This window comes from Singulisphaera acidiphila DSM 18658 (assembly GCF_000242455.2).
GTDB lineage: Bacteria > Planctomycetota > Planctomycetia > Isosphaerales > Isosphaeraceae > Singulisphaera > Singulisphaera acidiphila.
In genome coordinates, this window is sequence record NC_019892.1 from 8,749,666 (window position 1) to 8,774,030 (window position 24,365).

Annotated in this window: 13 protein-coding genes; 5 read left to right on the forward strand and 8 right to left on the reverse strand. The window is 63.1% G+C overall.

What is annotated here, in order from left to right; all coding sequences use genetic code 11:
- Positions 1–62: 62 nt before the first annotated feature.
- The 3 genes from SINAC_RS34030 to SINAC_RS34040 all read right to left on the reverse strand — a co-directional run bounded on the left by SINAC_RS34030 (position 63) and on the right by SINAC_RS34040 (position 3,910).
- The gene (locus SINAC_RS34030) at positions 63–1,607 is read right to left on the reverse strand and encodes a sulfatase family protein (RefSeq protein WP_202802861.1); all 1,545 of its coding nucleotides are present in this window, start codon (positions 1,605–1,607) and stop codon (positions 63–65) included.
- A 287-nt stretch (positions 1,608–1,894) separates the two neighbouring features.
- Entirely contained in the window at positions 1,895–3,370 is a 1,476-nt protein-coding gene (locus SINAC_RS34035) for a sulfatase (RefSeq protein ID WP_015250074.1), read from the reverse strand.
- A gap of 258 nt (positions 3,371–3,628) precedes the next feature.
- A complete protein-coding gene (locus SINAC_RS34040) occupies positions 3,629–3,910 on the reverse strand; it encodes a hypothetical protein (RefSeq protein ID WP_015250075.1) in 282 nt (93 codons plus the stop codon).
- Between the two features lie 354 nt (positions 3,911–4,264).
- Here SINAC_RS34040 and SINAC_RS34045 point away from each other — a divergent pair, with 354 nt between their 5' ends.
- Both SINAC_RS34045 and SINAC_RS34050 read left to right on the forward strand, forming a co-directional pair.
- Entirely contained in the window at positions 4,265–6,313 is a 2,049-nt protein-coding gene (locus tag SINAC_RS34045) for an FAD-dependent oxidoreductase (RefSeq protein WP_015250076.1), read from the forward strand.
- Positions 6,314–6,354: 41 nt separating this feature from the next.
- The gene (locus SINAC_RS34050; protein WP_015250077.1) at positions 6,355–6,720 is read left to right on the forward strand and encodes an STAS domain-containing protein; all 366 of its coding nucleotides are present in this window, start codon (positions 6,355–6,357) and stop codon (positions 6,718–6,720) included.
- Positions 6,721–6,838: 118 nt separating this feature from the next.
- On the opposite strand, the gene SINAC_RS34055 is transcribed toward SINAC_RS34050, so the two are convergent.
- The 4 genes from SINAC_RS34055 to SINAC_RS34070 all read right to left on the reverse strand — a co-directional run bounded on the left by SINAC_RS34055 (position 6,839) and on the right by SINAC_RS34070 (position 14,081).
- Positions 6,839–8,302: a DUF1501 domain-containing protein gene (locus SINAC_RS34055; protein WP_015250078.1), complete on the reverse strand. Its 1,464-nt coding sequence runs from the start codon at positions 8,300–8,302 to the stop codon at positions 6,839–6,841.
- 73 nt (positions 8,303–8,375) lie between these two features.
- Positions 8,376–11,036 (reverse strand): PSD1 and planctomycete cytochrome C domain-containing protein, encoded by a 2,661-nt coding sequence (locus SINAC_RS34060; protein ID WP_015250079.1) that lies wholly within the window; start codon positions 11,034–11,036, stop codon positions 8,376–8,378.
- 272 nt (positions 11,037–11,308) lie between these two features.
- The gene (locus SINAC_RS34065) at positions 11,309–12,700 is read right to left on the reverse strand and encodes a GntP family permease (RefSeq protein ID WP_015250080.1); all 1,392 of its coding nucleotides are present in this window, start codon (positions 12,698–12,700) and stop codon (positions 11,309–11,311) included.
- A 25-nt stretch (positions 12,701–12,725) separates the two neighbouring features.
- Positions 12,726–14,081: a NosD domain-containing protein gene (locus SINAC_RS34070; protein ID WP_015250081.1), complete on the reverse strand. Its 1,356-nt coding sequence runs from the start codon at positions 14,079–14,081 to the stop codon at positions 12,726–12,728.
- A 331-nt stretch (positions 14,082–14,412) separates the two neighbouring features.
- Here SINAC_RS34070 and SINAC_RS34075 point away from each other — a divergent pair, with 331 nt between their 5' ends.
- Positions 14,413–17,379 (forward strand): PVC-type heme-binding CxxCH protein, encoded by a 2,967-nt coding sequence (locus tag SINAC_RS34075; protein WP_015250082.1) that lies wholly within the window; start codon positions 14,413–14,415, stop codon positions 17,377–17,379.
- Positions 17,380–17,590: 211 nt separating this feature from the next.
- Positions 17,591–20,725, forward strand: coding sequence for a c-type cytochrome (locus SINAC_RS34080; RefSeq protein WP_015250084.1), 3,135 nt, complete (start codon positions 17,591–17,593; stop codon positions 20,723–20,725).
- Between the two features lie 241 nt (positions 20,726–20,966).
- On the opposite strand, the gene SINAC_RS40360 is transcribed toward SINAC_RS34080, so the two are convergent.
- Positions 20,967–21,104 carry a hypothetical protein gene (locus tag SINAC_RS40360; protein WP_020466524.1) on the reverse strand — a complete coding sequence of 46 codons (138 nt, stop codon included), beginning with the start codon at positions 21,102–21,104 and terminating at the stop codon, positions 20,967–20,969.
- Positions 21,105–21,115: 11 nt separating this feature from the next.
- Between SINAC_RS40360 and SINAC_RS34085 the strand changes: the two genes are divergently transcribed.
- On the forward strand, positions 21,116–24,268 hold the full coding sequence (locus SINAC_RS34085; RefSeq protein ID WP_015250085.1) for a PSD1 and planctomycete cytochrome C domain-containing protein: 3,153 nt from the start codon (positions 21,116–21,118) through the stop codon (positions 24,266–24,268).
- Positions 24,269–24,365 lie beyond the last annotated feature (97 nt).

Sequence of the window (24,365 nt, forward strand, 5' to 3'; positions counted from 1 at the left end):
GATGAGCCCGTCCCACCATAAAATCCACTTCGGATCACTCCAATACGATTGTGCCCCGCGCGTCAGCGAGGCACGCCCTTCTCAAACGCAGCCTTCTTCTTGGCCGCGGCCTTCTTTTTCGCGGCTTCCGGAGCCGCCGGGCGGATGATCGATTCGGGCGGGTCCTGATCGGTGACCTTGAGCTCCTTGCGCAGGCGGGCCAGTTCCTGCTCGAGTTCCTCCTGGACCTTGGCATAGTCGGCCTGGCCGTGGACGCTCCGCATTTCTTGTGGATCTTCCTTGAGGTCGAAGAGCTCCCATTCGTCGATGTCGGGTCCATAGAAGTGGACGAGCTTGTAGCGATCGGTCACGACTCCGTAGTGCCGACGCACGCTGTGGGGGCCGGGGTACTCGTAGTAGTGATAATAAAAACTTTTCCGCCAATCTTCGGGCGTCCGCCCCTTGAACAGGGGGACCAGGCTCTTCCCTTGCATCTCGGCCGGAACCGGCTGACCTGCCGCTTCGAGGAAGGTCTCGGCGAAGTCGAGGTTCGAGACGAGGTCGGTGTTCACGCTCCCGGGCTTGGTCACTCCGGGCCAGCGCACGACGAGCGGAGTCCGCAACGATTCCTCGAAGATCCAGCGTTTGTCGAACCAGCCGTGCTCGCCGAGATAGAACCCCTGATCGGCCGCATAGACGACGATCGTGTTGTCGGCCAGGCCCTCCTCCTCGAGGTACTTCAGCAGTCGCCCCACGTTCTCATCGACGGCCTTGATGCATGCGAGGTAGTCGTGCATGTAGCGGTTGTATTTCCAGCGGACGAGGTCGTCCCCCTTGAGATCGGCCTTCGCAAAGGCCTGGTTCCTCGGCTCGTAATAGGCGTCCCAGACCTTGCGCTGATCGGGAGTCAGTTGCGGCGGGGCCTCGAGCTTGAGGTCCCTCGCCGTCATCGTCTTGGCGATCGTCATGTCCTGGTCGTGCTCGGCCTTGCCACGGCCGGAGTAGTCGTCGAACAGGGTCGAAGGCTCGGGATAGGCCCGATCGTTGTCATGTCCGAGATGACGGAGCGCGGGGGCCCACTCACGGTGGGGGGCCTTGTTCTGGCTCATCATCAGAAATGGCTTCGATTTGTCCCGCTTCTTGAGCCAGTCGATCGTAAGGTCGGTGATAATGTCGGTGGCGTACCCCTCATGCTTCACCTGCGTCCCGTTGTCGATCATCGGCGGGTTGTAGTAGACCCCCTGCCCCGGCAGGATGTGCCAGTAGTCGAACCCGGTCGGTTCCGTCACAAGGTGCCACTTGCCGACAACGGCCGTCTGGTAGCCCGCCCCCTTCAAGAGCTTGGCGACGGTCGTCTGCGACCCGTCGAACCGACTGCCCGAGTTGTTGTAGAACCCATTGGCGTGGCTGTATTTCCCGGTGAGCACTGTCGCCCGGCTCGGCCCGCAAATCGAGTTGGGCACGACGCAACGATCGAACCGCATCCCTTCTTTGGCGATCCGGTCGATGTTTGGCGTTTCAATCAACTTGCGTGGATCGTTGTAGGCACTGATGGACTGGTAGGCATGATCGTCCGAGAAGATGAACAGAATATTGGGTTGCTTGTTGGGCTCCGCAGACGACGCCATCGGAGATCCGCAGACGATCAAGAAGGCCCCGAGACACACGAGGGTGCGTCCGAGCCTTCTCCTGGCTGACACTCTGCTCATCGAAATTCGCTCCCGCCACACGGACTGGATCCACCCTAATTTGTTGTCTTCTTGTGGGTTGGGCTTCAGCCTGCCACCCCCTCGAGAACCGGCAAGCTTGAGGCCGACCTGGCAAGGTGAAGCCGACCGTTGATTGCCCTTGGGGCATCCCCACCCACCCGACCTTTGCTCTTGTTCTAAGGCCAAACCGGGTCCGGCTCAAGATGCTACGGATTCTTCTCGGTCGGGATGATCGGCTTTCGCTCCCAGGTCCAGACGCCGTTCACCTTGGTGAGTAACCTCGCCAAGCTCCCGGGGGCGGGGGGTTCGTTCCGCTTGGGGAGCCAGCCGGCGAGTTCGCGTTTGCGCTCGGCCTGGTTCGGGTCGCCGGCGAGATTCGTCCACTCGTTGGGGTCGGATCGGTGATCGTAGAGTTCCTCGGAACCATCGGCGTAGCGGATAAATCGCCAGTGCTCGGTACGGACGGCGTGATTGTCTTGGTTGTGGGTCGTGATCGCCGGCCATACCCGAGGAGCAGAGGCATCCTTCAACTGGGGCGCGAGGCTGTGTCCTTCCAGACCCGGGCGTTCGGGGAGCCGGCAAAGCGCGACGAGCGTCGGGTAGAGATCAAGCAATTCGGCCGGCCGACCACAACGGGCGCCGGCGGCAATGCCGGGGCCGGCGAAAATCAGAGGGACACGGGTCGACCGCTCCCACAAGGTGTTCTTGCCGGTGATCCCTTTCTCACCGAGGTGCCAGCCGTGGTCGGACCAGAGCACAACGACGGTCCGATCGGCCTGGCCGCTCACCTCGAGGGCATCGAGCACGCGGCCGACCTGGCTGTCCATGAAGCTGATGCTCGCCAGGTATGAGCGCACGAGCGGACGCCACTGCTTGGCCTCGAGCAACCAGGAAAGGCGAGGCTCGGGGAGTTTCCAGTGCAGATACCAGGAGAATTCGGGCACGTCGTCGCGGTCGTCGACCTTCACCGGGGGCATCACCAACGTTTCGTCCGGGTAGAGGTCGAACCAGCGCTGGGACGCGAAGCAAGGGACGTGCGGCAAGCGGAACCCGACCGCAACAAGGAAAGGCTGGCCCGGCGGTGGTGCCTGCAACCGCGCAATCGCAGCATCGGCGATCTTCCAGTCGGCTTGCTCCTCATCCTTGGCAGGAAAGACGCCCCAGTCCATCGCCTTGATCGGGTCGGGAGTCGCGACAAACTTCTGAGGTGGATACGGCATCCCACCGGCCACCGACCAGACCTGAAATTCCTTCTCCTGATCGCGCGGGGGGACCGACCCGTCGTGAAAGATCTTCCCCGAGCAGAAGGTCGAGTATCCCTCGGCCGCCAACGCCTGGGGCAACGTGACCTGATCCTTGAGCGCCTCGACAGCACGGAAGCCCGGCTGGAGTGAATAAATGCCCGTGGTCGATGGTCGAAGCCCTGTCAAAAAGCTCGATCGTGAGGGGTTGCAGAGCGGCGCCTGGCAATGAGCATTGGTGAACAGAGTCCCGCGCCGGGCCAGCCGATCGATGTTCGGCGTCTTCGCTTGCGGGTGTCCCTCCAGGCAGCCGACCCAATCGTTGAGGTCGTCGACCGCGATCAAGAGGACGTTCGGCCTGTCCTCTCCATCGCTGGCCCCCGTTTTACCCTCTCCGGGAGGAGCCAGGGCCAAGAGGAGACAAGTCAACGTACAGAGCATGGGGGCGACTTTCCTTCACATCCAGGGGCGGTTCGGCCTACCGTGAGGAGACGGTGGGCGAGCGATCCATCGTGGCGGAGAAACCGCGCGAGATCAACCGGTTCCCTTGGGCTTCATTCAACCCGGGGAACACCAAAAGGCGTCTGTGTGGATCGCCTTCAAGAAGCCCCCATATTTCATGCACACATCTTACAATATCTTCATGAAATCTAAAGATCAAATACAACCCGACAAAACTCGTCCCTGGATGCCCAGTCGTCAGTTTCCAGGCGATTCGTTGCTCGGACGTTCAAAGTTCAAGGCACGGAAAATCGCGATAAAAAGCAGGGGGCCACCTAAAATCACCAACGCAACATTAACACCAACAAGGACTTGGGCAACGCCTCCCCATTGTTGTTCCAGGTGATACAGTAGTCGAAACGGTATAGCGGCCCCCGCAAGGGCGCACATCAAGGTGAAACCAAGGCTGAAGCCATCCCACCAGAGTTTGCAAAACGAGGAGACCGTCGACACGCTCACTCTTGCATTGGACCGCAACATTCAGAGGCTCCTAATTCCTCATTAGCCGTGATAAAAGCGGAAGCATGAAGCCGTGTTGAGAAACCCAAGATCGAACCCGATCTCATCGACCGTAATCATAGCCCGAACCGAATCAGTTGGCACCAAGAGGTGCTGACTCCGGAATCATTCCAACCCTCGGTCGAAGTCGGGCGAATCGCCGATTCAAGGCCATTGACGATTGCTCCGCTCCTGCTCCGATTGTAACCTCAATGAGATGAAGGCGATCCGCCGTTCCTTTTTCCTCGGAGACAGCCAACCCTGTCCCAAGGTGGAATGGATCGGTCGTCTGCAAGCGCGGGAGCCTGGAATTCCAACCGTTGAGGTCTGTTGCCGATGTATGCACTGCTGTTCTGCACGCTCTCCGTCGCGCTGCAACCTACCGAGCCGAGTCGTGAAACCTACGATGTCGTCGTCTATGGGGGGACATCCGCCGGGATCAGCGCGGCGGTACAAGCCGCGCGGATGGGCAAGTCGGTCGTGGTAATCGCCCCCGAAGTCAATCTTGGCGGATTGACGAGCGGCGGACTCGGTTGGACCGACAGCGGCCGTAAGGATGCGGTCGGCGGCATGGCACTCGAGTTTTATCGCCGTGTCAAGACCCACTACGACAAGCCAGAGAACTGGAAACAGCAGAAGGCCGAGGAGTATCGCCTCTACCACCGCAAGGATGACGCCATCTGGGCGTTCGAACCTCATATCGCCGAGAAGGTCTTCGAGGAGTTGGTCGCCGAGCACAAGATCCCGGTGCAGCGCAACGAATGGCTCGACCGTGCCCAGGGGGTCACGAAGAAAGGGACGAAGATCGTGGCGATCCGTACCCTGAGCGGCAAGACCTATCGCGGCAAAGTTTTCATCGACGCCACCTACGAAGGGGACCTGATGGCCTCGGCCGGCGTCTCGTTCACCGTCGGGCGCGAGGCGAACGCGAAGTATGGTGAGACGATGAACGGTGTGCAGACCCGTCGCGCAGTCAGCCACCAGTTCGAGAAATCGGTCGATCCTTATGTCGTCCCCGGCGATCCCTCGAGCGGCCTGCTCCCCCGGATCCACGCGGGATCCCCGGGCGTGGACGGCGAAGGGGACAACCGCATCCAGGCGTACTGCTTCAGGATGTGCCTGACGAACGACGACGAGAACCGAATCCCGTTCGAGAAGCCAAGTGGATACGACCCGAAGCAGTACGAACTGCTTGGCCGCTACCTCCGAACCGGTTGGAAAGGGGTCTTCAGCAAGTTCGACCCCGTCCCCAATCATAAGACCGACACCAACAACCACGGCGCCTTCTCAACCGACAACATCGGCATGAACTACGATTACCCGGAAGGGTCGTACGAGCGCCGGCGTGAGATCATTAAGGAACATGAACTGTATCAGAAGGGACTGATGTACTACATCGCCAATGATCCAGGGGTTCCCGAGGACATCCGCACGGCCATGAGCCACTGGGGCCTTCCCAAAGACGAGTTCAATGATAACGGCCACTGGCCGCACCAGATTTACGTCCGCGAAGCAAGGCGGATGGTCACCGACTTCGTGATGACCGAACGCCACCTGCAAGGGACTGAGCCCACCCCCGAGCCGATCGGCATGGGTTCTTACAACATGGACTCGCACCACGTTCAGCGTTATGTTGATGCGAACGGCCATGCCCGCAACGAAGGGGACATCCAGGTCAACCCCGGGGGGCCGTACCCGATCAGCTACCGGGCCATTGTGCCGAAGGCCGGCGAGTGCACGAACTTGCTCGTGCCGGTCTGCCTCGCGTCGTCGCACATCGCCTATGGCTCGATCCGGATGGAACCGGTCTTCCTGATCCTCGGCCAGTCAGCGGCCACCGCAGCAGCCGCAGCGATCGACGCCGGCACCGACGTCCAGAATGTGGATTACTCTCCGCTCCAGCGCAGGCTGCTGGCCGACCACCAGGTGCTCAACCTGCCCCGCACCGTAAGAAAGGTGCTCTCGACGCGATCGCTCCCCGGCGTCGTCGTCGACGACGAGGCGGCCGAGTTGACCGGCAACTGGGGTACAAGCTCCGTCGTGGGCCCGTACGTCAACGCGGGCTACCGACACGACGGCAACGCGGACAAAGGGAAAAAGTCGGCCACCTTCCGGGCCAAGCTGGAACCAGGCCGGTATGAAATCCGGGTCGCCTACTCGGCGAACGATAATCGGGCCTCGGCGATCCCCGTCCGGATCCACCATGTGAACGGTATCGCCAGCCTTCAGCTCGACGAGAAAAAGGTCCCGCCGAAGGCGAACGAACCGTTTGTCCGGGTCGGCACGTTCGACCTCGACGACAAGGCGGCCGTGGAAATCCTCAATGAGGGGACGACCGGCCACGTAATCATCGACGCCGTCCAGTTCCTCAAGGTTGCCCGCTAAACCAGCCCCTTGCGCCCGAATTTGCGAGAAAGGTTTCCGCGATGGCTACCGCCGACTTCAAACATCTCGAAGTGAGCATGGTCAAAGAGGTTGCAGTCGTCGAGATCGTGTCCAAGGATTTGCGCGGGCCCGACCTGGCTCTCGAACTTGGCGCCGAGCTGACCACCGTGGCCGGCCAGGAATGGGCGAAGCAACTCCTGCTCAACTTCCGTCACGTCCGCTTCCTCAGCAGCACGGGGTTCGCCGTCCTCGCCAAGCTGCTGAACGATGCCAAGGCGACGGGACAGGAAGTCAAACTCTGCGAACTCGACCCCGACGTCCGCATCGGGGCTGATATCATCGGCCTCAGCAAGTATGTCGACATCCACGACCATGAGTCCGCGGCATTGAAAGCCTTTAAGGACTGAGCTGAGCCCCTGGGTTGCATTCATTTTTCAGAGGCGAGCGGGAAGCGGAGATGGCGGGCACGGCCCGCCATGGACAAAAGGGAACCGACGCTCTCCGCTCGCCTGTTGAAAAGTCGGCTCAGGCAAGGAGTTTTGCAACGGCCTTCGCAGGTTCGACACCGGTCAGGCGCTGATCGAGACCCTGGAACTTGTACGTGAACCGCTCGTGGTCGATTCCCAGGCAATGGAGGATGGTGGCGTTGAGGTCGTTGATGTGTACCGGCTCGTCCACCACGTTGTAGCTGAAGTCGTCGGTTTCACCAACGACGATACCTTTCTTGATCCCACCTCCCGCCATCCACATGCAGAAGTTTCGCGGATGATGGTCGCGACCGTAGTCGTCTTTCGTGAGCGTCCCTTGCGAGTAGACGGTACGGCCGAACTCGCCGCCCCAGACCACGAGCGTGTCGTCGAGCAAGCCACGCTGCTTGAGGTCGAGGACAAGAGCGGCCGTGGCCTGGTCGGTATCGAGACACTGGTTCGTGAGCGCCATGGGAAGCACCGAGTGCTGGTCCCAGCCTCGGTGGAGAATCTGCACAGCGCGAACGCCTCGCTCAACGAGTCGACGCGCCATCAAGGCGCTATGGGCGAAGGTGCCAGGCGTCTGCACGTTCGGGCCGTAGAGGTCGAGGATGTGCGCCGGCTCCCTGGAAATGTCCACGAGTTCGGGCACGCTCGACTGCATTCGGAAGGCCATCTCGTACTGGGCGATTCTCGTCCGAGTTTCGGGGTCACCGAACCGTTCGAGCTGGCGGTTGTTGAGCTTGCCCAGCGCATCGAGCATGGTGCGACGGTCGTCGCCCGTCACACCTGACGGATTCTGAAGGTAGAGAACCGGGTCCCCGGTCCCGCGAAGCGCGACGCCGTTATACGTGGTCGGCAGAAATCCACTGCTCCACATCCGCGTGAAGAGCGCCTGGCCGTTGCCCGACTTCGGAAATGTCGGCGTGAATGCGACAAAGGCAGGGAGATCGTTGCTCTCGCTCCCCAGGCCGTACGAGAGCCACGAGCCGACGCTCGGCTTGCCGGGGATCTCGCTGCCGGTCATGACGAACGTACAGGCGGGGTCGTGGTTGATGGCGTTCGTATGAACCGACTTGATCAGGGCGATCTCATCGACAATCTTCGCCGTATGGGGCAAAACCTCACTGATCCAGGTCCCGCACTCGCCCGCTTGTCGGAAAGCGAACTTCGAGGGGGCGACGGGGAACCGCGTCTGACCGCTGGTCATCGTCGTGATCCGCTGCCCCTTGCGGACGCTGTCGGGAAGGTCGCTCTCAAAATGCTTTTGGAGCTGCGGCTTGTAGTCCCAGAGGTCGAGCTGAGACGGCCCCCCATTCATGTGAAGATAAATGAGCGACTTGGCCTTGGGCGGGAAGTGAGGCAGGTCGGCCCGCGCAGGCTGAATCCGGTCCGGCGTGGCGGCTCGGGCGGCCGTCTCACCGAGGAGCATTCCCAGGGCGATACCACCGGCACGAAGCCCCACGTCGCCGAAGAACTGACGGCGGTTCTGTTGCTGCTGGTATTCGAAGAGCGGGTTCATGCGCCTGGACCTCGGAGGGAAGTATGAGTCGTACGGGCGATGATCTCGGGACGGCGTCGACCTGAAAGCCCGATCAGTTCCTGGTGACCGTCTCATCCAGGTTCAAGAGCGTGTTGGCCACCAGCGCGTAGGCAGCCAGCTCGATCTCGGGCAGGGTCGCTCTCGGCAGCGTATTGCCAACGCGAACGGCCTGCTTTGCGGCTGCGGGATCGCGCACGAACCGGGCCAGGTGCTTGCTGAGTTGATCTTGCAGGATGGCGAGCTCGTCCGCCTCCGGCCTGCGAGCCAGCACCACGCGGAAGCCGTGGGTGATGCGTTCGGCGGGCGTCGCTCCGCCGTCGCTCATCATCTGTTCGGCAAGAGCGCGGGCCGCCTCGAAGTGCTGCACGTCGTTCATCAGTTGCAGAGCCTGGAGGGGCGTGTTGCTCCGTTCACGGCGGGTGCAGAACGCCTCGCGGTTCGGTGCATCGAAGTTCGTCAGAAACGGCGGCGGCGCGGTCCGCTTCATGAACGTATAAAGGCTCCGGCGATAGACCGCAGCGCCCGAGTCCGGCTGATACGACCGTGTGTTCGAACCGGTGAAGGCAACCGGCTCCCAGATATTGGGCGGCTGATAGGGCTTCACCCCCTTGCCCCCCATCTCGAGGTTGACCAGGCCGGCCACGAAGAGCGCATTGTCGCGAATCTGCTCGGCGTCGAGTCGGAATCGAGGGCCGCGAGCGTAGAGCCGGTTCTCCGGGTCGCGCTTCTGAAGGTCGGGCGTGATCAAGGACGACTGGCGAAAGGTCGCCGAGCTGACCATCAGCCGGACCAGAGCCTTGACGTCCCAGCCGCTCTCCCGGAACGAGACGGCGAGCCAATCGAGCAGCTCGGGGTGGCTCGGCGGTTCCCCTTGCGTGCCGAAGTCGAAGGCGGTTTTGACCAACCCCGTGCCGAAGACCTGCTGCCAGAGCCGATTCACCGTCACCCGCGCGGTCAGCGGGTGCTCCGGCGCCACCAGCCAGTTCGCAAGATCGAGGCGGGTCGCGCGGTTGCCGGAACCGCCTCGCTGAAGCGGGGGCAAGACCGCGGGCGTGCCGGGCTCAACCTTACTCCCTGGACTATCGTACTGACCGCGGAGCATGACAAACGCATCGCGCGGCTTATCCAAATCTTTAAAAATGTAGGTCGATACAATCTGGGCATCCAGCTCGGCCCGCTCCTTTGTCAGGGCGGCAACCTTCTCGAGCAGCGGCTTGAACGGCCCCTTGGTCGCTTCGCAGACATTCTCAAGGTAGTAGGCGCGAAGCGACGACTCTTCCGCCGCAGGCAACGGGCCGGCCTGAGCCTTCTTGAGCAGCGCCTGGATCTCGGCGGACGCGGTCTTCGCCTCGGTCATCCCCCCTGGTTTCGACCAGGCGCGAAACGACTGGTTCGGATCGTTCGCCCGGGGGTCGACGCCCGCCGCCGAAGGCTTCGCGGCAGCCTGGTCCGCTTCGCCCGGCTTGGCGGCATCGGCGGGGTCGCGATACGCTAGCGCCTGGCGAGCCTGATCCAATTCCTTGCGAACCTCGGCGATTCGTACGTCGAGATCCGCGAGCGTCCCCTTTTGCTTGGAGGTAGGCATCTTCAGAGTCGGCTCGTGCAACAGGGCGTTCCCGTCCATGGCAGGGCCGGCCGCCGAGTAGAAGAAGGCGTAGAGCGAGTAAAACTCCTTCGCCGAGAGCGGGTCGAACTTGTGGTCATGGCAGACAGCGCAGCCGGCCGTCATTCCCATCCATGTCTCGGCCATCGTGCTGGCTCGTTCCACGGCGTTGCGGAAGTACCACTCGGCGTCAATCGAGCCTCCTTCGCTGGTCGTCACCCCGCACCGATTGAAGCCGGTCGCGACCAGTTGGTCGGGGGTCGGCTCAGGGAGCTGATCCCCGGCAAGTTGCTCGATCGTGAATCGGTCGAACGGCTGGTTGTCGTTGAACGACTTGACCACCCAGTCGCGGTAGTGCCACATCTGCCGCTCGTTATCGAGGTGCAGGCCGTGGGTATCGGCATAGCGGGCGACGTCGAGCCAGTGGCGAGCCATCTCCTCGCCGTAGCGCGGCGAGAACAAATAGCGTTCGACCATATTCCCATAAGCCTTTACCGACAAATCACCCAGAAACGCGTCCACCTCGCGGGGCGTCGGCGGCAAGCCTGTCAGCGCAAAGGAGACGCGGCGAATCAGGGTCTCCTTATCCGCTTCGGGCGACATCGTCAGCCCATCGCGCTGGAGCCGGTCGGCAATGAACGCGTCGATCGGGTTGCCGGCACCGGCCGACTTGTCCAGGCGGGGAACCTGGTCCTTGACAGGGGCGGTGTACGACCAGTGGGCCTCGTACGGTGCTCCGCGTTCCACCCACTGCTTCAGCAGATTCTTCTGCTCGAGCGTCAACGGCTTCTTCGCGCTCGGAGGAGGCATGACCTCACTCTCGTCTTCGGAGAAGATCCGGCGAATGATCTCGCTCTCGTCCGTCTTGCCCGGGACGATCGGGACCTCACCACTCTCGGCCGGCTTGAGGGCCGCCTCGCGCTGATCGAGGCGCAGGCCTGCTTTTTTGACCCCCGGCCCGTGGCAGCGGAAGCAGGTTTCGGCGAGGACCGGCCGGACGTCGCGGTTGAACCGCAGATCCCCCTCCCCCCCTTGCGCAACCGAGGCGGCGATGGCAAGCCACCCCGTCGCAAGCAGACCGGCAGGGGTCGTCATCAGCATGGTTCGCATGGCCTGTCCCATCGTCTTGTCTTACGAATGAATAGGGCTGACGCGTCCGTCGAGGTTGTGGAGGAAGAGGCAGGCCTCCCTTTTTTTACGTTGCTGAAAGCCCGAGGGGTCTGGCCACAGGCTACCTTGAGCGCAACATCAGGGAGGTGTCGGCAAGCTGCTTGCGTTGAATTTATATTATACATCCCACCTCCACCGGCGTCGACCGTCTTCCCGGCAAGCATGAGGAGTGGGCTGTTTGAGATTCAACTCGATGGCCAACCCGTTGAAAATCAGGTCCCGTGAAATGCCGAGACCCCGAATGCCATTGCAAAGACGGTCACGGTCTTGAGGACAGTGATCGCGAAGATATCGGGATAAGATTGGCGGTGAGTCAGGCCGGTGATCGCCAGCAGCGTGATGACCGCGCCGTTGTGCGGCAGGGTGTCCATGCCGCCGGAAGCCATCGACGCGATCCGGTGGAGCAACTCGGAGCTGATCCCCTGGGCTCGGGCCAGTTCCAGGTAGCGTGCCCCCATCACCTCCAGGGCGATCGACAGCCCCCCCGAGGCCGATCCGGTGATCCCGGCCAGCACGTTGACGGCCGTCGCCTCGGCCACGAGGACGTGGCGGCTCACCAGAAAGACGCTGTCCCGGATCACGAAGAAGCCGGGCAAGGTCTTGACCACATGGCCGAATCCAACCTCCGACGCCGTGTTGAAGATCGCGAGCAGGGCCCCCGACGTGGCAGCGGTGAGGGCTCCCGAAAACCGGTCCTTCCAGCGTCTGGGGTTAATCGCCAGGGCAGCGGTAATCCCAAGCGCCAAGGCCACGATCAAGGCCCAGGTCGGTGCCGAGGCGGCGACGTTGACCGTGGGAAAGTCGCGATGAAGCAGCGGATCCGGATACCAGGTCGAGACCGACCACTCCGTCCGGCTCAGCACGAAATTCCCCCCCAGAACCAACCCCAGGGGGATCAAGGCCACGAACAGAGGAGGTCGACCCTCGCTCGAGCCGGGCTCGGGTTCGTTCCGATGCCCCGTCCCATACCCCTCGCCCGCAGCAGCCGCCTGAGCCCGGCGCCGGTCGAGCCAGAAGAGGCCGCCCAAGAGCACCATCAAGCCTCCGACGATTCCGACCACGGGCGCAGCGTAGGCATCCGTTCCAAAAAAACGGGTGGGAATCAGGTTCTGAATCTGGGGCGAACCTGGCAGCGCATCCATCGTGAGGGTGAACGCGCCCAAGGCAATGGCCCCTGGGATCAGCCGTTTGGGAATATCCGCCTCCCGGAACAAGGCCGAGGCAAACGGATAAACGGCAAACGCCACCACGAAGAGAGAGACCCCGCCGTAGGTCAGCACCGCACAGGCAAGCACGACCGCCAAGATCGCCCGCCTCGCCCCTAGCAACCCGGCGATCGAGCCGGCGATGGCCGCAGCCGACCCGTTCGTCTCCATCAGTTTGCCAAAGACCGCCCCCATCAAGAAAAGGGGGAAGAACGAGCGGATGTAACCCGACGCGGCCGTCATGAACGTCTCGGTATAGCTCGGCAACAGCCCCTTACTCGATAATCCGGCCGCCAGCAACGCACAGGTCGGAGCGAAGATGATGACCGGCAACCCCCGATAAGCCAGCGCCATCAGGAGGACCAACGCGACCACAATCGCCATGACTTCAAAATTCATTCATGTCCCTTTATTTGCAACAGCCTCAGCGATCAGAGCGAAGGTCGTCGATCTCTTTGGAGAACCCTTCGAAGCGATTATCCGTCAGCTCGATCGCGCCGGCCTCGGCCCCAACCCGCAGGCCGGTGCGACCTTTGGCTCCCCGGGTTTCGCGGACGAGATTCCTCGCAATTTTGAGGTCCTTGGTCTTGCCTTGGACATCGATGGCAACCCCGTCTTCGGGCCCGTTATCGGTCACCCGGTTGGCCTCGACCCGGTTGCGGTTCGGCCAGAAATCCTTGCCTCGCGACTCATCACGGAAGAGGATGCCGACCTTTCCACTCCCTTGGATGTCGTTATCGCGGATCAGGTTGTCCGTGTCGTTATGGCCGATCGAGACGCCGTAGTCCCGGCTGCCCGAGATCCGATTCTTCTCGGCCAGGCCGTACTTCACGCCCCAGCACCAGAACAGGCCGATCGCGTTCCGTTCGAGCCGGTTCGCTCGGATGAGCGGACGTTGCGAGCCCGAGCCGGGGTGAATGCCAAGGTCGGCGTTGTCGTGCGAGTGGCAACGCTCGACGACCACGTCGTGGCTGATCTGGAAGCTGATCCCGTCGCCGTTGTAGTTGCGTGCGGTCACACCGCGAAACGTGAACGTGTTGCAGTCCTGGAGGAAAATGCAGCCGGCGTAATTGCCGTTGAAGTTCTCGTTGTTCGCCTTGTCGCCGTCGAGTGCCAGGTCCTCGATCACGACATCGCTGGTGCGCTCGGCGGTCAAGAGGGGGAACAGCGCCGAGCAGGTTGGCTTCCCGGAGAGCCACAAATTCTCGCGAAGGCCGGAGTCGAGGCGGAACCGGTTGCCCGAACGCGCAACGAGCGTTCGCTTGAGGACGATCTCGCCTCCGTTGTGCGCGTTCTTGGCGCGGAGCACGACGCCATCGCCGACCTGGAAACCCCGAGCGTCCTCAAGCGTGATCTCTCGGTCGTACCAATCGGAGTCGTCCGCCAGAGGTACGGTCCGCGACGGGATCTTCGTAAGGATCGTCTCGAGTCCCGAGCCGACGAGCTTGACGCGAGACGGCAAGACGACCGGAGCACGCAGGGTGTATGTCCCCGGCAGGAGCCGCACCGTTCCGCCCCCGAGTCGGGCAACGTAGCCGAGGGCGGCCTGGATCACCTTGTCGTCCCGACCGACCAGGTCCGTCTCCTTGCCGTCGTGGCCGACGGTGACGGTCAAGCGCTCGTCCCATGCCGGCTCGCGCACGTCATCGCCGTCGGTCGCGCGGGGATCGACCACGGCGGGACGGTCGTCCGCATCGGCCTTCGCCTGGCGGTAGGAGAAAGCCAGACTCCCGGTCGCCGCTCCCAGGAAACCACGACGTGTCAGCTCAGATCGGGTCATGAGCGAATTCCTCCGATTCGAAAGGGGAGGGAGCGCAGGCACTGCCGCACTGCTTGGGGCATGGGTTTTCCCGGTCGGATCGGACCGATTATTGTGGCAAGCCCGCCTTGCCACAAGAGACTGGCCATCTGGACGAGGATCCCACCTCTGTGTCTCTTGGCCCTCCACAGTGCCCAGGTGACAACCAGCCGCACACCGAGTAGCTTCAGTTGCGTGAACGGGGCAACACCGGCTCTCCCCGAGTCGAGTCCCGATCGACCACCGCCAGCCGAGATCGTCGAGCCGGCCCGAGAGGCAACACCTCGACGCCACACACCACGGCGAGATCCCCATGAAAAACGCCGGATTGTATGCGGTTTTCTTCCTTGGTTGTTCCGTCTGGATCGCCCCCCGCGCACATGCGCAAGGGTTTCCCCCGGCCGAGGCGGCCGGCAAGATGACAGTCGCCGACGGCCTTGCCGTCCGGCTCTTCGCGGCCGAGCCGCTCGTCCAGCAGCCGGTGGCCATCGAGTTCGACGATCGGGGTCGGCTCTGGGTCATCCAGTACATGCAGTACCCCAACCCGGCCGGCCTGAAGCGAGTCAGCGTCGATCGCTACTCGCGGACCGCTTACGACAAGATTCCCGAGCCGCCGCCGCAAGGCCCCAAAGGGAGCGATCGGATCACAATCCTCGAAGACTCGGACGGCGACGGCCAGGCCGACCGCTCCCATGACTTCGTCTCTGGTTTGAACCTGGCCAGCGGCCTTGCGTTCGGTCATGGAGGAGTCTTCGTCCTTCAATCCCCTTACCTCCTCTTCTATCCCGACCGCGATCGCAACGACCAGCCCGACGGCGATCCCGAAGTCCTCCTCACCGGCTTCGGGATGGAGGACGCCCACTCGGTGGCGAACTCCTTGACCTGGGGTCCTGACGGCTGGCTCTACGGCTGCCAGGGGAGCACGGTTACGGCCAAGATCCGGGGGATCGAGTTTCAGCAAGGGGTCTGGCGCTACCATCCCCCCTCGCGCCGTTTCGAGCTCTTCTGCGAAGGCGGAGGCAATATGTGGGGCCTCGACTTCGACCGCAACGGCAACCTGTTCACAAGTACGAACTACGGCGGCTTTATCACGCTCCACGGCGTGCAAGGGGGGTATTACTGGAAGCTCTTCGGCAAGCATGGCCCGCTCCACAATCCCTATACCTACGGTTACTTCGATCACGTCCCTCACCAGGGGATCCAAGGGGGCCACGTTTCCAATGGGGGCCTCTTCTATGAGGCGAACACGTTTCCGGCCGAGTGGCGCGGCCGGTACATCTCCAACGACTTGCTCGACCATTCGATTCACTGGAGCGAGATCAGGCCGCAAGGATCGACGTTCCGTGGCCGCCAGGGGGGAGACGTGTTGCGGGCCAACGACACCTGGTTCGCGCCCAGCGACCTGACCCTCGGCCCCGACGGCGCCCTCTACGTTGCCGATTGGCACGACAAGCGGACTGCGCATCCCGACCCCGACGCCGACTGGGACCGATCCAACGGCCGAATCTATCGGATCGCCCCCCCAGAGGCGAAGCCCGCCAAGGTCCCCGACCTCGCCGCGCGGACGAACGCGGACCTGATCGCCCTCCGGAGTGATCCCAACATCTGGTATCGTCGCCGAGCGCGTCGACTGCTGAGCGAGCGGCAAACGAAGGATGGACTCGACCCGCTCCGTGACGAAGCGGGCACGGGCCGTGGGTCCGTCGCCCTCGAGGCACTCTGGATCCTCCACGGCTGCCAGGCGATCGAACCGGGGCTTGCCGAGCGACTCCTCGAACATCCTGACGCGGAGATCCGCACCTGGATGGTTCGCCTGCTCGGCGATGAGCCGCAAGTCGCCCCGAACTTGACCGCGAAATTGGTCGCACTCGCCGCCAATGAGCCGAGCGTCCTGGTTCGCGCGCAGTTGGCCTGCACAGCCCAGCGCCTGCCCGCATCGGCCGGGCTCGACGTCGCCGAGCGGCTCCTCCTCCGCGACCTGGACCAGGATCGGGACGATCCTTATGTGCCGCTCCTGCTCTGGTGGGCCGTTGAACGCCACGCCATTACCGCCGTCGACTCGATGGTAGCCCGGTTCTCGACTCCCGAAGCCTGGCGCTCCGCACTGATCCGAACCCAGATCGAAGGCAGGCTGATCCGGCGACTCGCCTCCGAGGGGAACGCGGCCTGCGACGTCGCCTGTGTCAAGCTGCTCAACGCCGCACCGTCGGAAGAAGCGAGGCGAGCGCTCGCGGCCGACCTGGAGGAATCGACACGCGGGCGGCCGGCCAAGGCGATCGCACCCATCCTCATCGCCACCGCCATTGCCCTGGCCGACGCCAACCCGGCCGACGTGCCCTTGAATCGTCTCGCCTTTCGCCTGGGCAGCCGAACGGCGGTGGACCGGGTCCGGGCAATCGTCGCCGACCGCCAAGGGGCCGACGCGACACGAGTCCTCCTGATCGACGTACTCGGCGAGACCGGCGATCGGACGTCGACCGGCCTGCTCCTGGGCCTGGCGACCGAGGACAATTCCCCACCCGTCCGAGTCGCCGCGTTGAAGGCCCTCGGCCGGTTCGAGGACGAGTCGATTGCCAAAGCGCTAATCGACGCCTATCCCCGGCAGAATGACGATTGGCGGTCACGGACTCGCGAACTCTTGCTGGGCCGGCCCTCGTGGGCGCGGGCCTACTTGGCGGCAATCGACCATGGCCAGCTCTCCGCCAAAGAGGTTACGATCGAGCAGATTGGCCGCGTGGCCCTGCTCCAGGATCCGGGTCTCGACGACCTGGTCCGCAAGCATTGGGGGTCGGTCAAAGGGGCGACCCCGGGCGAGAAGCTGGCCGAGGTCCGCCGGCTGAATAACGACCTTCGTGCGGCGGTCGGCGATCCCAAGCGAGGCACTCAGTTGTTCAAAGAGCGCTGCGCCTCCTGCCATCGTCTGTTCGACCAAGGGACCGCGATCGGCCCCGACCTGACCTTCGCGAACCGCCGCGATCGGGATTTTCTCCTCGTCAGCCTCGTCGATCCCAGCGGGGTCGTCCGCAAGGAGTACCAGTCATACATCGCCCAGACCCGCGACGGCCGTGTCTTGACGGGCCTGATCGTCGAGCAAACGCCCGACGCGATCACCCTCCGCGATGCCAAGGGAGAGCCAACGCGGATCCCTCGTGACGAAGTCGAGGCCTTGAAGGAGTCGACAGCCTCGTTGATGCCCGAATCCCTCTACAAAGAACTCAGCCCGAGCCAGATCCGCGACCTGTTCAGCTACCTCCAAGGAGACGGGCCCGCACCGAAGTGAGCATTCACGCATTCTTTCAACAGCACGGCGTTTCTTGTTCGGATCGTCCACCTTGTGAAAGAACAAAGGAACCCGCTCCGGTGCAGACCCAACGAGGCGTTCCAAAGGCCCCCCTGGACAACGCCCGGGAAATCATCTGCACCAGAATTTACCAGCATGACATTGACATGTTCGCGTTCCTCAACACTTTAGGATCCAACGGAGAGATCGAGTGCCTTTCTTCCAACAGCGACGCTCACGGGGCGGGCCGGCCCTGGTGTTCATGATGGTGGTCGGCTTTGCCGTTCAAGCCGTCCCGAGCCTGGCGGCCGACGACTCGGACCGCGTGTTCACCCAGAAGCCCGAGGTCGCTCCGTCTCAGTTGCGAGGTCAGGCCAAGGAACCGGCCAAGCTGAACCCGGAGCCGGGCAAACTGGCTCAAGGCCCGGCGCCGACCTGGATCTGGGGGGCGAAGCTAGACACACGCTACTTCCTGCGGAAGGAGTTCTCAGGCGACGCCAAGGCCGCCTGGCTCAAGGCGACCTGCGACAACCGCATGGCTCTCTTCCTCAATGGAAAAAGACTCGCCCAGAGCCAGGAGTGGGAGGCGCCGGTCGAACTCGACGTTCGCGACCTGCTGCGCCCGGGCCTGAACGAGCTCGTCGCCCAGGTCGACAATGAGGGCGGGTCGGCCGGGTTTGCCTTGAAGCTGGTCATGACCATGCCCGACGGAAGCACACGCTACGTCGTCTCCGACGCGAGTTGGACCGCGGCCGACCGCCGCAGCGCCAAGACAGGGGCTGCGGTCCAAACCTTCGGCACGATGGGAGTGGCCCCTTGGAATGACGTCTTTTCCAAGCCGACCGGCCTCGCATCGACGACCCGCGACGTGTTTGAGCTGCTTCCAGGGTTCCAGGTCGAGCGCATCTTCACTGTCCCGCGCGAAACCCTCGGCTCCTGGGTCTCGATCACGGTCGACAACAAGGGGCGGCTCATCGCCAGCGACCAGGGGGACAAAGGCCTTTGCCGGATCACCCCGGCTCCCCTCGGCAGCGACCAGCCCACCAAGGTGGAGCGGCTCGACGTCAAGATCACCGGGGCTCACGGCTTGCTCTACGCGTTCGACAGCCTCTATCTGTCGGTCAACGGCGGGCCGGGGAGCGGCCTCTATCGCGCACGAGACACCGACGGCGACGACCAGTTCGATGAGGTCGTCAAGCTGGCCGACCTCCCGGGTGCGGGGGAACACGGGCCGCACGGCTTGCGGCTCTCGCACGACGGCAAGTCGATCTTGGTCGTCTGCGGCAATCACACCAAGCTCCCCGCGATTGTCCACGAAGGAGGAGTGCCTCACGACTGGAGCGAGGACCACTTGCTCCCCCGCCAGTGGGACGCCAACGGCCACGCACGAGGGATCCTCGCGCCTGGGGGCTATATCGCCAAGACCGACCCCGACGGCAAGAGCTTCGAGATCATCAGCAGCGGCTACCGCAACGCCTATGACTTCGACCTGAACAATGAGGGCGAACTCTTCGCCTACGACTCGGACATGGAGTGGGACATCGGTATGCCTTGGTATCGCCCGACCCGGGTGGTCCACGCAACCGACGGCAGCGAGTTCGGCTGGCGAAGCGGCACGGGCAAGTGGCCGACGAGCTACCTCGACAGCCTCCCCCCCATGCTCAACATCGGCCCCGGCTCGCCGGTCGGCGTCACATTCGGCTACGGAACCAAGTTCCCGGCCAAGTATCAGAAGGCGCTCTACATCCTCGACTGGACCTTCGGAACGATCCGCGCCCTTCACCTCGAGCCGGACGGAGCGAGCTACCAGGCTAAGTCGGAGGAGTTCGTCTCACGCACCCCGCTGCCGCTGACCGATGCCACGATCGGATCCGACGGCGCCTTTTACTTCACGATCGGAGGGCGCGGAACCCACTCGGAACTCTTCCGCGTCACGTACGTCGGCAATGAGCCGACCGATCGGGCCGACGCGACCGACCCTCGCTTCGCGGAACTTCGGGCCCTGCGACGGAGCCTCGAGCAGTACCATCACCGCGCGGCCGATCCCGCGAAAGCCGTGGCGTTCGCCCTGCCCTATCTCGGACATGCCGATCGCTTTATCCGCTTCGCCGCGCGGATCGCGCTGGAACATCAAGACGTGGCCCTCTGGGAAAAGCAGGTCCTTGCCGAGCCGTCGCCCGAAGCCCTGATGACAGGCCTCGTCGGGCTGGCTCGCACGGGGAACAAGTCGCTCCAGCCCGACATGATCAAGGCACTCAACCGCCTCGATTTCACCGCGCTGGACGAGGCGAAGCAGCTCGACCTGCTGCGGACCTGGTCCCTCGTCTTCCTCAGGATGGGGGCCCCCGATCCCGAACTGGCGTCCCGATTGGCGAAGCAATTCGACCGCGACTTCCCGGCCAAGTCCGAACGGCTCAACCGCGCGCTGGCCGACATGCTCGTCTACCTCAAGTCACCCACCATCGCCGCCAAGTTGATCGCCCTGATGAAGCAAGAACGGGGGGCGGAGACGACGGAGTCCGCCGACCTGCTCTCACGCAACCCCGGCTACGGCGGAACGATCGCGCGAATGCAGGCCAATCGGCCCGATGCGCAAAAAATTCACTATGCGTTTGCGCTCCGAAACCTGCGTGAAGGGTGGACGCTCGACGAGCGGAAGTTCTACTTCCAATGGCTCGAGACAGCGAGGAAGTGGAGCGGAGGAGCGAGCTACCTGGGATTCATCAACAATATCGACAAAGACGCGTTCGAGAACGCGTCCGAGGCCGAGCGCCTGGCCGTGGAAGCCGCAGGGGCCCGCAAGCCGTTCCAGATCAAGGACCTCCCCAAACCCAAGGGCCCCGGACAGCACTGGGACCTTCAAGCAGTACTCAGCTTGAGTCCGGAACGGCTCTCCGGCCGCAACTTCGCCCAAGGGCAGAAGATGTTCTCCGCCGCTCGCTGCGTCGTCTGCCACCGCTTCGGCGGCGAAGGGGGAGCCACCGGCCCCGACCTGACCCAGGCCGCCGGGCGGTTCAGCCTCAAGGATTTGACCGAGGCCATCGTCGAGCCGAGCAAGGTGGTCTCCGATCAATACCGCGCCACCGTGATCGCAACCAGCTCGGGCAAGGTCCACACCGGCCGAGTCGTCAACGAGTCGGACAAGGCGATCACCCTCGTCGTCGACCCCGAAGATCCCACCAAAGTCGTCGAGATCCCCAAGACCGACGTCGATGAGCAGGCCCCGTCGAAAGTGTCACTCATGCCCGACAAACTGCTCGACCCACTCAACCAGAACGAGGTGCTCGACCTGCTGGCCTATCTCCTCTCGCGAGGCGAAGCCAACGATCCGATGTTCCGAAAGTGATTACGACTTCACTTGCCGAATTCTTCGTTAACAGGGTGGACACCGCCCACTCTGTTAACGAGAGAATTCGTTTGTCGACCCCTACAGATTCTATAGAATCAGTGGTTCATTCTGCAGAATCCGGTTGCGTTGGGCCGATAATCTCGCTACGATTGGGGTGAATGGGATCGGATCAAGATCCTTGATTCACGCCTTCTGAGTGGTATCGGCCACGCGCGACCAGCGCGTTGTTTGGCGGCCCCTATCCGGCCCAATCCTTGGGGTGACGGAGGCTGCCTTGGCCGACCAGTTCCAGGGCAAGGGCGTCCCCGTCAAGCACCTTCTTGGGGCGGACGACGTCATCAACCGAAGCAGTCTCTCCGCTTGAGAATGAATTCACGAGGGCCGCTCATGAGCCGTCGAATCGGAGCCGAGAACTTGGATCAGACCAGGCGGGCGGCCGTGATCGCCGCAATCCTCTGGACCCTCGTCATCGGCACCGGGGCCGCCCCCGGGGAGAACCTGGCGCGGTCGACGATCGAATTCAATCGCGACATCCGGTCGATCCTCTCCGAGAACTGCTTCGCATGCCACGGACCCGACAAGAGCCATCGCAAGGCCGGCCTTCGCCTCGACATCCGCGAGGCGGCCTTGGAGAAAGCGGCGATCGTTCCGGGCAAGCCCGAAGAGAGTGAGCTCATTGCCCGCATTTTCAGCGACACGACCGACGAGGTGATGCCCCCGCCTCTGTCGCACAAGACGCTCACCCCCGCGCAGAAAGACTTGCTCAGACGTTGGGTGGAAGCCGGAGCCGAGTATCAACCGCATTGGGCTTATGTCCTTCCCAAGCGTCCCGAGGTTCCGGCCGTCAAGCAAGCGGGCTGGGTCCGCGACCCGATCGATGCGTTCATCCTCGGCACGCTCGAGTCGAAGGGGATCGCTCCTTCCCTCGAGGTCGACCGGCGCACCTTGCTGAGACGCCTCAGCCTCGACCTCACCGGCCTGCCCCCCACCCCCGAAGCGGTTCAAGCCTTCGTCGATGACACCGATCCCAAAGCCTACGAACGCCAGGTCAATCGCCTGCTCGACTCTCCGCACTACGGCGAGCGGATGGCTGTCCCCTGGCTCGACCTCGTGCGGTTTACCGACACGGTGGGTTACCACGGCGATCAGAATCAACGCATTTTTCCCTACCGGGACTATGTGGTCGATGCATTCAATCGCAACATGCCGTTCGACCAGTTCACCGTCGAGCAACTGGCCGGCGACCTGCTACCCAGGCCGACTCCCCAGCAGCTTGTGGCCACCGGTTTCAACCGCCTGAACATGATGACCCGCGAAGGGGGCGCTCAGCCCAATGAGTACCTGGCCAAGTACGCGGCCGATCGGGTGCGCACGGTGGCGATTACCTGGCTTGGTTCAACGCTGGGCTGCGCGGAGTGTCACGACCATAAGTTCGACCCCTTCACGGCAAAAGACTTCTACAGCCTGGGCGCGTTCTTCGCCGACGTGAAGCAATGGGGGGTGTATGCCGACTACGGGTATACCCCGAACCCAGAGCTCAAAGGTTGGACCAACGACTCGCCGTTCCCTCCTGAGATCGAGGTGGAAAGCTCGTACCTAATGCGCCGGCGTGAGCGGCTCGAGCAGAGGATCGAGCACGTGGTGACGACGGCCACCGAGACGCTCGCGTCGACCGCCGGCCCACGGAAGGCGTTCGAGACCTGGCAGAAAACGAGCCTTCGCTTCCTCGAGAAGTGGCCGACAAGCTGGATGGTTGCTCCGACAATCTCGGACGACCGTGACGAGGCCAAGGCCCAAGCGGACGGGAGCTTCCTGCTGAGCCACCCCGCAAAAACCAAAACGAAGCAAAAAGAAAAAGACGATTTCACGTTTCGATTGCAGCCGCCGCACGGTTGGATCGCCTCGATCCGGCTGGAGGCGCTCCCCCATGCGAGGTACGGCGGGTCGATCGTCCGAGGCAGCTCGGAGAGCACGACGATCCAGCTCACGGCGAAGCTGAAATCGGCCAAGACGGGAAAAGAGACCGCGCTGACGTTCGCCTTTGCCGACGCCGACCACAAAGAGGAGCGTTACTCCAACGGCGCTCCCTTGCTCGGCGTGAAGACCGCCTGGAAGACCTCACCCCAAGAACGCAAGTCTCCGCAGACCTCCGTCTGGCAGTTCGACCGGCCGGTGCGTCTGGCCAAAGGGGACGAGTTGATCGTGAGCGTCAAGAGCGACGGCGCGGGTTGCATCCGGATCGCCGTCTCGCCGTTCGGACATCACGACCCGACGGAAACAAAGCTCGGTGCGTTGTTGGCAGCTTCCCTTCGCACTGCGCCTGAGGCGCGGACGTCGGAGCAATCACACCTCTTGCACACCGCCTACCTGGACGGCACCGGTTGGGACCCCGCGGCGCTGGCCGAGGTCAACGGACTGAGGCGGGACGTTGCGGAGTGCCACGGCGGTCGTGCCTTCAGCATGATCACCGAGTCTCAAAAACCAAGGCCGATGCGCGTCCTGGGACGCGGCAACTGGCAAGACGAGACCGGCGCGATCGTCGTGCCTAGTGTCCCCGGGTTCCTCCCACAGCCTCGGAACCCCGAGGGGCGTCGGCTCACGCGGCTCGACCTGGCCCACTGGCTGACCGCTCCGGAAAATCCGCTGACGGCCCGCGTCTTCGTCAACCGGCTCTGGAAGCAATTCTTCGGCACCGGCATCAGCAGCGTCATGGAAGACGTGGGGGCCCAGGGAGAATGGCCCGTCCATCCGGAACTGCTCGACTGGCTGGCCGTCGAGTTTCGCGAGAGCGGTTGGGACGTCAAGCATCTCGTGAAGCTGATGGTGATGTCGGCAACCTACCGCCAAGATTCACGACTTCGGCCCGAGCTGGCCGAGGTCGACCCGGACAACCGCCTTCTGGCCTGGCACTCGCCACGCCGGCTCGAGGCAGAGTTCGTCCGCGATAACGCCCTGGCCGTCGCCGGGTTGCTCAACCTCGAAATCGGCGGTCCGAGCACTCATCCTTATCAGCCCGACGGGTACTACGCCAACTTGCAGTTTCCCGACCGGGTGTACAAGGCCGACGATGATCTCCGGCAATACCGGCGTGGAGTCTACACCCACTGGCAGCGCACCTTCATGCACCCGATGCTGGCCAACTTCGACGCCCCCTCACGTGAAGAATGCACCGCCTCTCGCCCGCTCGCAAACACACCACAGCAGGCGTTGACGCTACTCAACGACCCGACGTTCGTGGAGGCGGCCCGCGTTCTGGCCACGTCGCTCGTGACGGCCAAAGCCGACTCGGACGATCAGCGGATCGATCGGCTCTTCCGCAAAGTCCTGGCGCGACCGGCCCGCGCGAGGGAGTCGCGCTCGCTCCTGGCCTTCCTGAACTCGCAGCGCAGTCTCTACGCCAGTCAGCCGGACGACGCAAAAAAACTGTTTCACGTCGGCATGGCCCCGGTGCCACCGGGCCTCAACGAGCAGGAAGCTGCGGCCTGGACCAGCGTCTGCCGCGTTGTCCTCAACCTCAACGAGACCATCACGCGGTACTAAGAGACGATCTTTGGAATCCGCCGGCAGTGCTTGACAGTCACTCTTCCGGAACAAGAAAACCAAATATCACTCCATCTAAACTGTTGGCCACGCTTTT

What these genes read in the sequence shown, in the direction of transcription:
- SINAC_RS34030 (WP_202802861.1), bottom strand. Translation starts at nt 1,607, where the DNA reads ATGGCGTCGTCTGCGGAGCCCAACAAGCAACCCAATATTCTGTTCATC.
- SINAC_RS34035 (WP_015250074.1), bottom strand. Translation starts at nt 3,370, where the DNA reads ATGCTCTGTACGTTGACTTGTCTCCTCTTGGCCCTGGCTCCTCCCGGA.
- SINAC_RS34040 (WP_015250075.1), bottom strand. Translation starts at nt 3,910, where the DNA reads ATGTTGCGGTCCAATGCAAGAGTGAGCGTGTCGACGGTCTCCTCGTTT.
- SINAC_RS34045 (WP_015250076.1), top strand. Translation starts at nt 4,265, where the DNA reads ATGTATGCACTGCTGTTCTGCACGCTCTCCGTCGCGCTGCAACCTACC.
- SINAC_RS34050 (WP_015250077.1), top strand. Translation starts at nt 6,355, where the DNA reads ATGGCTACCGCCGACTTCAAACATCTCGAAGTGAGCATGGTCAAAGAG.
- SINAC_RS34055 (WP_015250078.1), bottom strand. Translation starts at nt 8,302, where the DNA reads ATGAACCCGCTCTTCGAATACCAGCAGCAACAGAACCGCCGTCAGTTC.
- SINAC_RS34060 (WP_015250079.1), bottom strand. Translation starts at nt 11,036, where the DNA reads ATGCGAACCATGCTGATGACGACCCCTGCCGGTCTGCTTGCGACGGGG.
- SINAC_RS34065 (WP_015250080.1), bottom strand. Translation starts at nt 12,700, where the DNA reads ATGAATTTTGAAGTCATGGCGATTGTGGTCGCGTTGGTCCTCCTGATG.
- SINAC_RS34070 (WP_015250081.1), bottom strand. Translation starts at nt 14,081, where the DNA reads ATGACCCGATCTGAGCTGACACGTCGTGGTTTCCTGGGAGCGGCGACC.
- SINAC_RS34075 (WP_015250082.1), top strand. Translation starts at nt 14,413, where the DNA reads ATGAAAAACGCCGGATTGTATGCGGTTTTCTTCCTTGGTTGTTCCGTC.
- SINAC_RS34085 (WP_015250085.1), top strand. Translation starts at nt 21,116, where the DNA reads ATGAGCCGTCGAATCGGAGCCGAGAACTTGGATCAGACCAGGCGGGCG.